Raw genomic sequence first — 14,331 nt, 5'->3', positions numbered from 1 at the left:
CCGCAGCGAAATAAAGGAGGAGCGAAGCGGGGGACATTCGCGGAGGGGAGTACCCGGTGTCCTGTGCACGCGCCCTGAACACCAGCACCCCCGAAAACTCGCCCCCAATCGACGACCGCGACACCGGTCCAACTACGGTGCGGGATTCGTCGAGCCCGGCGCGACGATCGCACCTTCGATGCGGTGGCGTTTCAATGCATCGGCGACGAAGCCGCTCGCCTTCATCTCCTCGACGAAGGCGGCCAGCAACGCCTGCGCGTCGGCGCCGCGGCTGGCTGGCGTGCCCATGGCCTGCTGGATCACCATGAAGCGGCCCGGCAGCACGCGCACGCCCGGTGCGCGCTGTGTTTCGCCTTCGAGCAGCTGGCGGATGCCGGCCGCCACTTCGACCTGGCCTGAGCGCAGCGCGGCCAGTGCAGGCCCGGCGCCCTGGAGGCGAACGATCTCGGCGTGCCGGATCTCGCGCGTCAGGAACAGGTCGTAGGCGCTGCCCGATCCGACCGAGATGCGATGGCCCTCGGCGTCGACCTGCGCGTTGCCGGTCAGCGCCGACGACTCCGGCACGAGGTAGCTGCCCTCGATCAGCACATAGGGCGCAGTGAAGCGCAGCCCTTCGCTGCGCGCGGGATCGACGGCGAAGAAGCCGATGTCGGCCTTCTCGTTCTTCACCGCATCGACCGATGCGGCCGCCTTCTCGAACACCACCAGCTCGATCCCCACGTTGAGCCTGCGGGCGAACTCGCGCGCCAGGTCGATCGACACGCCCACCGGCTCGCCGCTCGCGGCGTCCTTGTTGGCGAGGATCGGGTTGCCGAGGTTGATCGAGGCGCGCAGCGTGCCGTTGGGCGCGAAGGCGGAAACGAGGGCGGGGGAGGGCTGCGGCTGGGTCATGGCGTCCGTTCGTCGAGGGAGGAAGGGGATGATGGGCGCCAGTTTAGGCGCGCCGCGCACGCCGGCCGATCAACGCGCCGTCAGCGGCTCCAGCCCGGTCTTCGCGATGGTGGGCGCTGCCGCCGGTGAATTGAGATAGCGGATCAGCTGCCGCGCCGCATCGGGCTGCTTCGACGCGGTGGCGATGCCGGCCGAGAACACGGTGTTGCGCTGCACCTCGGCGGGCAGCGGACCGATGTAGTCGATGCCCGCGATCGGCAGCAGCTCGCTCACCTGCTGCAAGCCCAGCGCCGCATCGCCGCGCGCGACGACGGTGCCCACGCGTTCGCTCAGGATGCGCTTGCTCTTGGGCTTGACTTGGTCTTCGATGCCGAGGTTCTTGAGCAGCTCGGTCTCGTAGTAGGTGCCGCTCGCGCTGGCCGAGTAGGCGATCGACGGCGCCGCGATCAGCGTGCGCTTGAGCGCATCGACGGTGCTGATGTCGGGCTTGGGCGCGCCCTTGCGCACCGCGAAGCCGATGGCCGAGCGGACCAGGTCGACCTGGCTGCCGGGCACCACCTTGCCCTGCGCGACCAATGCGTCGAGCGCGGGGCGGGCGAGGATCACCACGTCGGCCGGCTCGTTGCGCGCGAGGCGGCTCGGGATCGAATCGTCCGCGTTGCCCATCGAGGCGCCGTAGGCCGTTTTCACCGAGCGCCCGCTGCTGCGCTCGAACGCGGGACGCAGGTCGTTGTAGGCGGCGGTGAAGCCGCCCGAGGTCATGACGTGGATGTCGCCGGCGGCGGCCGGCTTGTTGCCGCCGAGGCTGCTGCAGCCGGCGAGAACGAAGGCGGCGACCAGCGGAAGTGCGGCGCGGCGGGTCAGAAAAAAGGAAATGGGCTTCACGATGTCTCCTGATGGAAGAGGGCGGCAGCGTGGGCGCTGCCTGTCGTTGCCATCGTAGAGGGCGAGGCTGTCAATCGGCCCTCAGGGATTTAGTGGTTACTACCGAGGCGGCGGCTTGCCGGCTGCTTTGCCGCCGTCGTTCGTGGCCGGCAGGCGCCCCCGTTTGGCAAGCCCCTCGCGCAGCAGGAATTCGACCTGCGCGTTCGCGCTTCGCAGTTCCTGCGCCGCCAGTCGCTCGATCTCGGCCCACAGGGCCGGATCGATGCGCAGGGGATAGGACTTTTTGCCGGGACTGGCCATCGGGTGCGGTTGCGACGCTTCGGCGCCTCAGGTGTAGAGGGTACCCGTGTTGACCACCGGCTGAGTTTCGCGATCGGAGCACAGCACCACCAGCAGGTTCGACACCATCGAGGCCTTGCGCTCGTCGTCCAGCACGACGAGGTTGCGCTCCGACAACCCCTTCAACGCGGCCTCGACCATGCCGACCGCACCCGCCACGATCTGGTGCCGCGCGCTGACGATGGCCACCGCCTGCTGGCGCCGCAGCATCACCTGGGCAATCTCCGGCGCATAGGCGAGGTGGGTGAGCTTCGCATCGAGCACCTCGACGCCGGCGCTGGCAAAGCGCTGGTTCAGTTCGGCCTTGAGCGCATCGGCCACCACGTCCAGCCCGGCGCGCAGCGTGACCTCGTCGCTTTGGAGATCGTCGCCGCTGTCGTAGGCGTAGACGGTGGCGAGGTGCCGGATCGCGGCCTCGGCCTGGATCGCCACGAACTTGTTGTAGTCGTCGATCTCGAACACGGCCTGCGCGGTGTCGTGCACCCGCCAGACCACCGCCGCGCCGATCTCCACCGGGTTGCCGCGCTTGTCGTTCACCTTGAGCGGCGGGGTGTTGAGGTTGCGCGCGCGCAGCGAGATCTTCTGGCCGGCCTGGAACGGGTTGGTCCAGCGCAGGCCTTCGGAGCGGTCGGTGCCCTGGTACTGGCCGAAGAGGGTCAGGATGATGCCCTCGTTGGGCTGCAGCATGTACAGCCCCGGCAGCAGGGCGACGCCCACCACGATCAGCAGGACGCTCATGGGAAGCGGCATCAGCCGCTGCACGATCGCCCACGCGCCGAGCCCGATGAGCACGAGCACCACGGCGACGATGCCATATCCGCTGACGGACCGGTAGGGCTGCTCTTTTCGGACCGAGCGAGGTGGTTGTAGTGTCTGCTCACGCATGAAGGCCTCCGGTTAAAAGTGATATCACTTTAATATCTTTTTGGAGGCAGTCAAGGATTTTTGCGTCGCCACCACCTCTGCCGCTTCCCGCAGGCACTGTGCAAACTGCCCGACGATGGGCGGGCTGGCCCGCGGCTTGCGCTGCAGCAGACCGATTTCCCGGTAGAAAGTGCGCTCTCCGAGCGAGAGCGTGCGAACGCCCGAGGGGAGGGGAAGGTGTGCCTCGACCAGCGGCACAAGGGCAACGCCCAGCCCCTTGGAGGCCAGATGGATGAGACCGGGTATCTCGTCCACTTCGATGGAGTCCTTCACCACGAGGCCTTCATGCCGAAGGAACCTCTCCACCATCCGTCCGCCGAACGACGCGCGGTCATAGCGCAGGAACGGCTGCGCCTGGATGAGGGTGCGCCAGTCTTTCCCCGGGACGCTCTTTGGCGCGATGAGCACATAAGGCTCGTGCACCAGGGGTTGCCATGTCAGGTCCGGAAGGATTCCGAAGGGTGGCCGGATGATCACGGCCGCATCGATCTTGCCGGCATCCAGGTCGTCCATCAGCCGCATGGACACGCCGGGCGACACATGGACGCGGAGCAGGGGAAAGCCGATGCGCAATTTTTCAAGTGCCCGCGCCACCAGCGTCGGCTGGGTGGAAGCAATGGCGCCGATCCGCAGCAGCCCGCGGTTCGTGGCGTTGTCCGGAAGCTCGCCGAGCTTTGCGTAGAGGGAACAGATCTCCTCTGCGCGCGCCAGCGTGGTCTCGCCTGCGGCATTCAAGGTGGCGGACCGTCCCGTCCTGTCGAAGAGCTCGAACCCCAGGGCTTCCTCGAGCCGCTTGATCTGGCTGCTGACTGCCGATTGCGTCAGGCCGATCCGCTCGCCCGCTGCGGCAAACGTGCCATGACGGCAAACGGAGATGAAGGTTCGGAGCTCAGTGATCATGGCGGATTCATCGAAATTATTGGTGCTCAGTACAGAAATATATCGCTTTCGGTTATGAGACTCGCTGCTTAAAGTCCGGCCACCCTGAACTCACCGATGCGATGACTCCCATGAGCACTTCCGACACAAGGATTCCGTTTCACCTGGCTTTCCCCGTTCGCGACATCGCCGAAGCCCGCGCCTTCTATGGCGAGTTGCTCGGATGTCCGGAGGGGCGCAGCGCGCCCGAGTGGGTCGACTTCAACTTCTACGGCCATCAGATCGTGGCGCACCTGGCACCCGACGAGTGCGGTCACAAGACGCACAGCGCCGTGGACGGCCACGACGTGCCCGTGCGTCACTTCGGCGCCGTATTGCCGATGGACCTGTGGCAGGCGATGGCCGACAAGCTCATCGCGCGCCAGACCCGGTTCGTGATCGAGCCCTACATCCGCTTCAAGGGCGAGCCGGGCGAACAGGCGACGATGTTTTTCCTCGACCCGTCGGGCAACGCCATCGAGCTGAAGTCCTTCGCGGATCTGGACTCGCTGTTCGCCGTCTGAAAGCGCCGACGTGAAGAAAAGACAATGCCTTCTTGCGGCCGCAACGGCCGCGGCGCTCCTGCTGTCCTTCGGGAGTGCATCCGCTCAAACCGACATCTTGAAGAAGATCCGGGAGTCCGGCGCCATCACCATGGGCGTGCGCGATGCCTCGGGCGCGATGTCCTTCACGCTGGGGCCCGGCAGCTATGCGGGCTTTCACGTCGAGGTCTGCGAACGCGTCATCGCCGACATCGGGAAGGCCCTGCAGATCGGCAAAGTCAACGTGAAGTACCAGCTCGTCACGCCGCAGAACCGCATGCCCCTCGTGCAGAACGGAACGGTCGACATCGAGTGCGGCACCACGACCAACAATGCGGCTCGCCAGAAAGACGTCGCGTTTGCGCCGACGCTCTATGTCGAAGGTGTTCGCATCGCCGTCAAGGCGGCGTCCGGAATTGCATCGCCAGCGCAGCTGTCCGGCAAGACAGTGGCTGCCACAACGGGAAGTACCTCTGTCCAACTCGTGAGAAAGCTCAAGCGCGATGGCGCCAGCGACATTGCGGAGGTGCTCGCCAAGGACAACAGCGAGGGCTTCCTGCTGCTCGAGTCGGGCCGTGCGGACGGCTTCGCCGCCGATGGCCAGATCCTTGCCACCCTGATCTCCAGGAGCAAGGAGCCGGCGCAGTACAGGCTGCTCGACCAGGTCCTCAGCGTCGAGCCGATTGCGATCATGCTTCCGAAGGGAGATGCCGCATTCAAGAAGCTTGTCGACCAGAGCGTGGTGTCGTTGGCGAAGAGCGGAGATGTCGCGCGAATCTACGACAAGTGGTTCATGCAGCCGATTCCGCCCCTCAACGCGAAGGTGGGATTGCCGGCCAGCGCCCTGACGAAGGCCGCCTGGGCCAACCCCACCGACAAACCCATGGAAGACTACGAGGCGCGATAGGGCGGGGCTTCAGCCGAGCTGCCCGCTCGCCAGTGCCGCAGCCGCCGCGCGCGTCTCCACGCCCAGCTTCTCGAAGATGTGCTCCAGGTGCTTGTTCACCGTGCGCGGGCTGGTGCCCAAAATTTCGCCGATGTCGCGGTTGGTCTTGCCCTTGGCGAGCCACGACAGCACTTCGGTCTCGCGCGGCGTGAGGGCCGCCTCGGCCAGCCGAGCCGAAGAAGCGCCCGCGGCCCCTTCGCGCTGCATCGCGAACAGCAGCATGGTCTCGCCGAGCGCTGCCGCGCCCAGGTTGCGCACCGACAGCCGCATGCCCGTGGCCGTGCCGACGGCAATGGCCGCACCGGGCGCGAGTACCGCCTCCAGCGACGCGGGCAGCAGGCCCGGCGCCACCGGGTCTTCGAGCGCATGCAGCCACAGCGCGGCCTGCGGCGAGCGCCAGGCAATGCGCCCGCGCGTGTCGACGAACACCACCCCCATGCCCGCCACGTCGACCGCATCGCGCGCCATGCGCGTGATGCGCGCGTTGCGTGCATGCGTGTGCAGCCGCGCCAGCACCTCCTGCGCGCGGATGGGTTTCACCACGTAGTCGACACCGCCGCACTCGAAGCCTTCGACCACGTGTGCGGTTTCCGAGAGGCCCGTCATGAACAGCACCGGAATGTGCGCCAGCGCGGCATTGGCCTTGATGCGCCGGCAGGTCTCGAAGCCCGAGAGGCCCGGCATCAGGCCGTCGAGCAGGATCGCATCGGGCACCACCAGTTCGAGCCGCTGCAGTGCGGCCTCGCCGTCGGCCGCCACCAGCACGGTGTAGCCGCTGGCCTCGAGCGTGTCGCACAGCATGCCGAGGCTGCTGGGCGCGTCGTCCACCACCAGCACCACGGGGCGTTCGGCCTCAGGACGAGAGGATGGGACTGGAGGGGCTGTGGGGAGTGTCTGCATCTTCTGCCAGTGCGTTGCGGAGGTTGTCGAGTTCGAAGCGCATCACCATGCCGCGCAGCCAGGTGCAGGTGGCCGCGGCCGAGGGCGATGCGGCCGCCAGCCGGTCGAGCACCGTGTGCAGGCCGCGCACATGGCCCATCTGCACCAGCCGCATCAGCTCGGCGCGGTCGTCTTCCGTGAGCGCGAGCTGCGGCGGGCGCGCTGCGGTTTCTTCTTCGCTCACAGGCGGTATCGCATCGCTGGAAGAGAGCCACTCGAGGCCCAGGTGCCGCTCCAGCGTGGCGATCAGCTCCGACTCGATCACCGGCTTGCCGACGAAGGCCTGGCAGCCTGCGGCGCGCAGCCGTTCGGCCTGGTTCTCGAACATGTTGGCCGAGACGATGATGATCGGGATGTCCCCGAAGCCCGAGGCGCGCACCGAGGTGGCGGTCTGCCAGCCGTCCATGTCGTCCATCGTGAGGTCGAGCAGGATGGCCGAGGGCAGCTCCTCGCGCAGGCTGTCGAGGCATTCGGTGCCGCTCGCGGCCTCGCGCACCTCGAAGCCCAGCGGCATGAGCATGCCGGCGAGCATCTGGCGCTGCACCGGCTGGTCGTCGACCACCAGCAGCGTGCGGCGCGCGCCGATGTAGCCCGAGACGGGCTGCCGCGCTGCACCGGCCCTGGCCTGCGGGCCGGGGTCGGCCACTTCGCGCAGGTACACGCGCACGCTGAAGGTGCTGCCCGCGGGCGAGGTGTGGGCCAGCACCAGTTCGCCGCCCATCAGCGAGGTCAGCAGGGCGGTGATGGTGAGGCCCAGCCCGGTGCCGGGCTCGCCGCGCCGGCGCCCCGCGGCACCGCGCTCGAAGGGCTCGAAGATGCGCACGTGGTCCTGCGGTGCCACGCCGATGCCGGTGTCGACCACGTCGAAGCGCAGCACCTCGCGGCGCGCGTCGACATGCAGCGTGACGGTGCCGCTGTCGGTGAAGCGCACGGCATTGGTCAGCAGGTTGATGAGGATCTGGCGCAGCCACTTCGCATCGGCGTGCACCCAGGGCGGCAGCCGCCCGGCGTGCGTGTAGACGAAGGCCAGGCCCTTGTTCTCGGCCTGCGGCCGCACCATGTGCACCAGCTGGTCGAGAAAGGCGGGCAGCGCGAGCGGTGCCGGCTCGAGCTGCAGGCGGCCGGCCTCGATGCGCGCCAGGTCGAGCAGGCCGTCGATGAGGCCGAGCATGTGCTCGCCGCTGCGATGGATGGTCTGCACCGCTTCGCGCGGCGGCGTCGTCGCATCGCCTTTGAGCAGGATCTGCGAGTAGCCGAGGATGCTGTTGAGCGGCGTGCGCAGCTCGTGCGTCATGCCCGCCACGTAGCGCGTCTTGGCCTGGTTGGCGGACTCGGCGGCCTCCTTGGCCGTCTGCAGGGCGGCATCGGTGCGCTGGTGGGCCTCGATCTCGAGCGCGAGCAGGTTGTTGTGGCGGTTCGATTCCTCCTGCGCCATCTGCCGGCTCTCGCTGCCCAGCACCACCCACCAGGCCGCCACCGCGACGACCACCGAGAGCAGCGCGAACACCTTGAGAAAGGCCGTGGCCATCGTCGAGTCGCTGGTGCCCGCGATGGCCTCCTGCGCGTAGACCACGCCCACCACCGTGGCCAGCAGCGCGATCAGCGAGGTGGCCACCAGCAGATAGTGCGCGACCCGGAAGTTGAGCCGCGCAGAAAGAGCCGGCGGCAGCAGCGCCTGCAGCCAGCCGCTCATCTGCTCGGCGGCGCGCGAATCGGTCTTGCAGCGGTCGTGGCAGCGCGACTCCAGCGTGCAGCACAGCGAGCAGATCGGTGCGCTGTAGGCCGGGCAGTGCGCCATGTCCTCCGACTCGAAGCTGTTGTCGCACACCGAGCACTTCACGCTCTGGCCCGGAGCCCAGCGGTCGATGTCGGTGCGCGCGAGGTAGTAGCGCCCGCGTGTCCGCCAGGCCAGCAGCGGCGAAACCGCCATGGCCGTGGCCAGCGCGATGAAGGGTGAGAAGGCCCTGGCCCATTGCCCCAGCGCGCCCGAATAGGCCAGCATCGCGAGCGCTGCCGCGACCAGCATCGCTACCAGTCCCACCGGGTTGATGTCGTAGAGGTGCGCGCGCTTGAACTCGATGGTGCGCGGGCTCCAGCCCAGCGGCTTGTTGATGACCAGGTCGGCCACCAGCGCACCGACCCAGGCGATGGCGATGTTGCTGTAGAAGCCCAGCACATGCTCGAGCGCCGCGAACACGCCGAGCGCCATCAGCAATATCGCGATGACCACGTTGAACACCAGCCACACCACGCGCCCCGGGTGGCTGTGCGTGAGCCGTGCGAAGAAGTTCGACCACGCCAGCGAGCCCGCATAGGCGTTGGTGAGGTTGATCTTCATCTGCGAGATCACCACGAAGAGTACCGTGATGCCGAGCACCCAGGCCGGGTCGCGCAGCACGTACGAGAAACCGGTGAGGTACATCTGCGTTGGCTCGATCGCATGGATACCGGGTATTTCGTGCTGCAGCGCGAGGAAGGCGAGAAAGGCCCCGCCCATCATCTTCAGCATGCCGGGCACGATCCATCCCGGCCCCGCGATCAGCACCGCGGCCCACCAGCGGCCGCGGTTGGCGGCGGTCTTCTCGGGCAGGAAGCGCAGGTAGTCGACTTGCTCGCCGATCTGCACCACGAGCGAGAAGGCCACGGTGGCTGCGGCCCCGAACATCAGCGGATCGAAGCCGCTGCTGTCGGAGGTGCGGCCCACGAGCCCGGTGAAGTCGGCATACAGCTCGGGTTTCTTCACCAGCACCGCGATGAAGGGGCAGACGAACAGCACGATCCAGATCGGCTGCGTCCACAGCTGCAGTCCCGAGATCAGCGTGATGCCGCGCGCCACCAGCGGAATGATGACGACCGACGACACCAGGTACAGCAGCCACAGCGGCCAGTCGAGGTACATCTGCAGCGCCAGCGCGAGGATGGCCGCCTCGAGCGCGAAGAAGATGAAAGTGAAGCTCGCATAGATCAGCGAGGTGAGCGTGGAGCCCAGGTAGCCGAAGCCCGCGCCGCGGGTGAGCAGGTCCATGTCCACGCCGTGGCGGGCCGCGTAGTACGAGATCGGCAGGCCGGTGAGGAAGGTGATGAGGCCCACCACCAGGATGGCCCACAGCGCGTTCGAGAAACCGTAGCTCAGCGCGATGGCGCCGCCGATGGCCTCCAGCGCCAGGAACGAGGTGGCGCCGAAGGCCGCATTGGCGACCCGGAACTCCGACCACTTGCGAAAGCTGCGCGGCGTGTAGCGCAGCGCGTAGTCCTCCAGCGTTTCGTTCGCGACCCAGGCGTTGTAGTCGCGGCGGATGCGAAAGATCTTCTGTCCGGAGACGGATTGCATGGCGGGTTCTCGCGGCGGCGGTGGCATGCGGCAGGTACAGCAAGAAGCGCTCCCTGTGTTGTCTTCCACCGATGTCTGGCTCGGGAGTCTGCGGGCAGGGCAGGTTCCCGCCGCTACGTTGAATGACGTATTCGCGGCGATGCAACTGATTTCTAAAGTACCAGCCATGGTGCTCGGGGCACCGTCCGATGCACTGCGATGGTGCGCGGCTCACTCTTCTTTCAACCTGCCTGGAGTTCCTGATGTCGCGTGATTCCGATCCCTCCCTCGATGCCCTGGCATTGCGCCGCCGCCGTCTGCTGCAGGGCGCCGCCGCTCTGCCCGTGATGGGCCTGAGCGGCCTGAGCTTCGGCCAGTCGCAATTTCCCACCGCCAAGGTCAACACCACCAAGCTCTCGGTGACCGACACCGAAGTCACGGTGGGCCAGTTGCATTCGTCCACCGGCACCATGGCCATCTCGGAAACCGGATCGATCCAGGCCGAGCAGCTCGCCATCGACCAGATCAACGCGATGGGCGGCGTGCTGGGCCGCAAGATCAAGGTGATCAAGGAAGACGGCGCCTCCGACTGGCCGACCTTCGCCGAGAAGTCGAAGAAGCTGCTGGTCAACGACCACTGCGCCGCCGTCTTCGGCTGCTGGACCAGCGCCTCGCGCAAGGCCGTGCTGCCGGTGTTCGAGAAAGAGAACGGCCTCTTGTACTACCCGACCTTCTACGAAGGCCTGGAGCAGAGCAAGAACGTGATCTACACCGGCCAGGAAGCCACGCAGCAGATCATCTGGGGCCTGGACTGGGGCGCGAAGGAGAAGAAGGCCAAGACCTTCTTCCTCGTCGGCTCCGACTACATCTGGCCGCGCACCTCGATGAAGATCGCGCGCAAGCACATCGAGAACTTCCAGAAGGGCTCGGTCAAGGGCGAGGAGTACTACCCGCTGGGCCACACCAACTTCAACTCGCTGATCAACAAGATCAAGGTGGCCAAGCCCGACTGCATCTTCGCGGCGGTGGTGGGCGGCTCGAACGTGGCCTTCTACAAGCAGCTCAAGGCCGCAGGCATCACGGGCGACAAGCAGTTCCTGCTGACGCTGGCAGTGACCGAAGACGAAATGACCGGCGTGGGCGGCGAGAACTTCGCGGGCTTCTACTCGTCGATGAAGTACTTCCAGTCGCTGGACAACGCGAACAACAAGAAGTTCGTCGAGGCGTTCAAGGCCAAGTACGGCAAGGACGCGGTGATCGGCGACGTGACGCAGGCGGGCTATCTCGGTCCGTGGCTGTGGAAGGCGGCGGTGGAGAAGGCGGGCAGCTTCGACGTGGACAAGGTGGTTGCGGGTTCGCCCGGCATCGAGCTGAAGACGGCGCCTGAAGGCTACGTGAAGCTCGACGCCAACCATCACCTGTGGAGCAAGGCGCGCATCGGGCAAGGGCAGCTCGATGGCACCTTCAAGGTCGTCGCGGAATCGGCCGAACTGATCAAGCCGGATCCGTTTCCGAAGGGCTACCAGTAAGCAGGCCGTCGGCCCTCACCCCAACCCTCTCCCGCGTGCGGGAGAGGGAGCCAATCCAACACTCCGGACTTCCCRCCATGACTCTGTCGGACATGATGAACATCGGCCTGATGCAAGGCTTCGCGGGGCTGAGCCTCTTCGCGGTGCTGCTGCTCATGGGCCTGGGCCTCGCGATCATCTTCGGCCAGATGGGCGTCATCAACATGGCGCATGGCGAGTTCATGACCATCGGCGCGTACTCGATCTATCTCGCCGCGCAGGTGACGGAGCGGATGGCGCCGTCCTTCATGCCGTACTACTTTCCGATCGCCATCGGGCTGGCCTTCGTGTTCGCCTTCATCGTCGGCTGGCTGGTGGAGTGGGGGCTGATCCGCCACCTCTACAAGCGCCCGCTCGACACGCTGCTCGCCACCTGGGGCGTGAGCCTGGGCCTGCAGCAGATCTTCCGCACCTTCATCGGCCCGAAGGAAGTGAGCCCCACGCTGCCCGAGTGGCTCATGGGCTCGTGGACGCCGCATGAAGGCCTCGACATTCCGATCAACGGCCTGTTCGTGCTGGCGCTTACCGCGCTGGTCACCTGCGGCGTGCTGATCGCGCTGCACAAGAGCCGCTGGGGCCTCAGGGTGCGTGCCACCGTGGCCAACCGCACGATGGCCAACGCCACCGGCATCGACACCATGAAGACCGACCGCCTGACCTTCGCCATCGGCTGCGGCATTGCAGGCATGGCGGGCGCGGCCTTCACCACCATCGGCTCGACCGGGCCGACCTCGGGCTCGCTCTACATCGTCGACGCCTTCCTGGTCGTCACCTTCGGCGGCGCCGCGAGCCTGCTGGGCACCGTGGTCTCGGCCTTCGGCATTGCGCAGACGCAGTCGATCTCGGAGTTCTTCATGACCGGCTCGATGGCCAAGGTGCTGACGCTCTCGCTGATCGTGCTGATTTTGATGATGCGGCCGCAGGGCCTCTTCGCCGTCAAGGTCCGCCGCTGATGAACCCGATTCCTTCCTGGAGAACGTTCCGATGATGAATTTCATCAAGGCCTCGATCCTGCGCTACCAGCTCGGAAGCCTGTTGCTGCTGGTGCTGCTGCTGGCGGTCGTGCTGCCGCTCTCGCTCGACATCTTCCGCCTCAACCTCGTGGGCAAGTACCTCACCTACGCCTTCGTCGCCGTGGGGCTCGTGATGGTGTGGGGCTACGGCGGCGTGCTGAGCCTGGGGCAGGGCGTGTTCTTCGGCATCGGCGGCTATGCGATGGCGATGTTCCTCAAGCTCGAAGCTTCCGACCCGGTCACGACCAAGATCCAGTCGACGCCCGGCATTCCGGACTTCATGGACTGGAACCAGATCACCGAGCTGCCCGCGCTGTGGCTGCCGTTCAAGAGCCTGCCGCTGAGCCTGATCCTCGTGGTGGTGGCACCGATGGCGCTGGCCTGGCTCGTCAGCTTCGCGATGTTCAAGCGCCGCGTGGGCGGCGTGTACTTCGCGATCATCACGCAGGCGGTGGCGCTGATCTGTACCGTGCTCATCATCGGGCAGCAGGGGTACACGGGCGGGGTCAACGGCATGACGGACCTGAAGACGCTGCTGGGCTGGGACACGCGCACCGACAGCGCCAAGTACATCCTCTACTACGTCTGCGTGGGCCTGCTGGTGGCCAGCATCGTGCTGTGCCGCTGGATCCAGACCAGCAAGCTCGGCACGCTGCTGCTCGCCATGCGCGACAAGGAAGACCGCGTGCGCTTCTCGGGCTACGACGTGTCGAACTTCAAGGTCTTCATCTTCTGCCTCGCGGCCGGGCTCTCGGGCATCGGCGGCGCGATGTTCGCGCTGCAGGTGGGCTTCATGTCGCCGAGCTTCGTGGGCATCGTGCCGTCGATCGAGATGGTGATCTTCTGCGCGGTCGGCGGGCGCATGAGCCTGGTGGGCGCGGTGTACGGCGCGCTGCTGGTGAATGCGGGCAAGACGCTGTTCTCGGAGAGCTTTCCGGACCTGTGGCTGTTCCTGATGGCGGGGCTTTTCATCGGTGTGACGATGGCCTTCCCGATGGGGCTTGCGGGCCTCTGGGAAGAAAAGATCCGCCCGTGGTGGAAGGGCCGCCGCGAGGCGCTGCGCCAAGCCACGGTGCGGCCGCCGCCCGCCGTGCCGGCGATGCCCCCGGCACCGGCTGCACCGACCGCATCCCCCGAACCCCATCTGCCCGAAGGTATCGGCAGCCAGCGCGCCTGAACTCCGGAGCCCCTCATGAGCAACACCGACTTCGCGCTTGCCGTGGAAGACCTCACCGTCTCCTTCGACGGCTTCAAGGCCATCGACGACCTGACGCTCTACATCGACAAGAACGAGCTGCGCGTGATCATCGGCCCGAACGGCGCAGGCAAGACCACGCTGCTCGACCTGATCTGCGGCAAGACGCGCGCCAGCGGCGGCAGCATCAAGTTCAAGAACACCGAGCTCACGAAAATGGCCGAGCACAAGCGCGTGCGGCTGGGCATCGGCCGCAAGTTCCAGACACCCTCGATCTACGAGAACCTCAGCGTGTTCCAGAACCTCGAGGTGTCCTTTCCCAAGGGTCGTTCGGTGTTCGGCGCGCTGGCGTTCAAGTGCGACGACGAGGTCAAGGCCAAGGTGCAGGCGGTGGCCGAAGACATCGGGCTGGCCGACAAGCTGCGCACCGAGGCCGGCCTGCTGAGCCATGGCCAGAAGCAGTGGCTCGAGATCGGCATGCTGCTGATGCAGGAGCCCGAGCTGCTGATGCTCGACGAACCCATTGCCGGGATGAGTGCACGCGAACGCGAACTCACCGCCGACCTGCTCAAGCGCATCTGCCAGAACCGCGCCGTGATCGTTATCGAGCACGACATGGCCTTTGTGAAGCAGATCGCGCACAAGGTCACTGTGATGCACCAGGGAAAGATCCTGGCCGAAGGGCCGATGGAGAAGGTGCAGGCGGATCCCAAGGTCATCGACGTTTACCTGGGGCACTGATGAAGTCCTGTTCTTCGATTCGCTGCGGCGTGCGTTCGGGGCGCGCTCGCGCCGACGGTGTGCTCTGCTCCGCGAATGTCCCCCGGCGCGGCCTAGGGCCGCAGGCCTCCTCCTTTATTT

General features: G+C 66.4%; 13 protein-coding genes. 6 read left to right on the top strand and 7 right to left on the bottom strand.

What is annotated here, in order from left to right:
- Window positions 1–132: 132 nt before the first annotated feature.
- The 5 genes from AC1DXX_RS31460 to AC1DXX_RS31440 all read right to left on the bottom strand — a co-directional run bounded on the left by AC1DXX_RS31460 (window position 133) and on the right by AC1DXX_RS31440 (window position 3,939).
- On the bottom strand, window positions 133–891 hold the full coding sequence (locus tag AC1DXX_RS31460; protein ID WP_478138126.1) for a transporter substrate-binding domain-containing protein: 759 nt from the start codon (window positions 889–891) through the stop codon (window positions 133–135).
- A 69-nt stretch (window positions 892–960) separates the two neighbouring features.
- On the bottom strand, window positions 961–1,776 hold the full coding sequence (locus AC1DXX_RS31455) for a substrate-binding domain-containing protein (protein ID WP_478138125.1): 816 nt from the start codon (window positions 1,774–1,776) through the stop codon (window positions 961–963).
- Window positions 1,777–1,875: 99 nt separating this feature from the next.
- Entirely contained in the window at window positions 1,876–2,076 is a 201-nt protein-coding gene (locus AC1DXX_RS31450) for a type II toxin-antitoxin system antitoxin (protein WP_478138124.1), read from the bottom strand.
- Window positions 2,077–2,103: 27 nt separating this feature from the next.
- Window positions 2,104–3,000: an SPFH domain-containing protein gene (locus AC1DXX_RS31445; RefSeq protein WP_478138123.1), complete on the bottom strand. Its 897-nt coding sequence runs from the start codon at window positions 2,998–3,000 to the stop codon at window positions 2,104–2,106.
- Window positions 3,001–3,024: 24 nt separating this feature from the next.
- The gene (locus AC1DXX_RS31440) at window positions 3,025–3,939 is read right to left on the bottom strand and encodes a LysR family transcriptional regulator (protein ID WP_478138122.1); all 915 of its coding nucleotides are present in this window, start codon (window positions 3,937–3,939) and stop codon (window positions 3,025–3,027) included.
- Between the two features lie 110 nt (window positions 3,940–4,049).
- Between AC1DXX_RS31440 and AC1DXX_RS31435 the strand changes: the two genes are divergently transcribed.
- Both AC1DXX_RS31435 and AC1DXX_RS31430 read left to right on the top strand, forming a co-directional pair.
- Window positions 4,050–4,481, top strand: a complete 432-nt coding sequence (locus tag AC1DXX_RS31435) for a VOC family protein (protein WP_478138121.1) — start codon at window positions 4,050–4,052, stop codon at window positions 4,479–4,481.
- 10 nt (window positions 4,482–4,491) lie between these two features.
- Window positions 4,492–5,406, top strand: a complete 915-nt coding sequence (locus AC1DXX_RS31430) for an amino acid ABC transporter substrate-binding protein (protein ID WP_478138120.1) — start codon at window positions 4,492–4,494, stop codon at window positions 5,404–5,406.
- Between the two features lie 9 nt (window positions 5,407–5,415).
- On the opposite strand, the gene AC1DXX_RS31425 is transcribed toward AC1DXX_RS31430, so the two are convergent.
- Window positions 5,416–6,345 (bottom strand): response regulator, encoded by a 930-nt coding sequence (locus AC1DXX_RS31425; protein ID WP_478138119.1) that lies wholly within the window; start codon window positions 6,343–6,345, stop codon window positions 5,416–5,418.
- Window positions 6,299–9,715 (bottom strand): hybrid sensor histidine kinase/response regulator, encoded by a 3,417-nt coding sequence (locus tag AC1DXX_RS31420; RefSeq protein WP_478138118.1) that lies wholly within the window; start codon window positions 9,713–9,715, stop codon window positions 6,299–6,301. The genes AC1DXX_RS31425 and AC1DXX_RS31420 overlap by 47 nt, the downstream gene beginning before the upstream one ends.
- Before the next feature lie 242 nt (window positions 9,716–9,957).
- On the opposite strand from AC1DXX_RS31420, the gene urtA reads away from it, so the two are divergent.
- The 4 genes from urtA to urtD all read left to right on the top strand — a co-directional run bounded on the left by urtA (window position 9,958) and on the right by urtD (window position 14,211).
- A complete protein-coding gene (gene urtA / locus AC1DXX_RS31415) occupies window positions 9,958–11,223 on the top strand; it encodes an urea ABC transporter substrate-binding protein (protein ID WP_478138117.1) in 1,266 nt (421 codons plus the stop codon).
- A gap of 77 nt (window positions 11,224–11,300) precedes the next feature.
- Window positions 11,301–12,215 carry an urea ABC transporter permease subunit UrtB gene (gene urtB, locus AC1DXX_RS31410; RefSeq protein WP_478138116.1) on the top strand — a complete coding sequence of 305 codons (915 nt, stop codon included), beginning with the start codon at window positions 11,301–11,303 and terminating at the stop codon, window positions 12,213–12,215.
- A 34-nt stretch (window positions 12,216–12,249) separates the two neighbouring features.
- Entirely contained in the window at window positions 12,250–13,452 is a 1,203-nt protein-coding gene (gene urtC / locus AC1DXX_RS31405) for an urea ABC transporter permease subunit UrtC (protein WP_478138127.1), read from the top strand.
- Window positions 13,453–13,467: 15 nt separating this feature from the next.
- Entirely contained in the window at window positions 13,468–14,211 is a 744-nt protein-coding gene (urtD, locus tag AC1DXX_RS31400; RefSeq protein WP_013541974.1) for an urea ABC transporter ATP-binding protein UrtD, read from the top strand.
- Window positions 14,212–14,331: the final 120 nt, after the last annotated feature.

The sequence above is a fragment of the Variovorax sp. P4_B10 genome, assembly GCF_056402375.1.
This window is presented reverse-complemented; position numbering and strand designations above follow the sequence as displayed.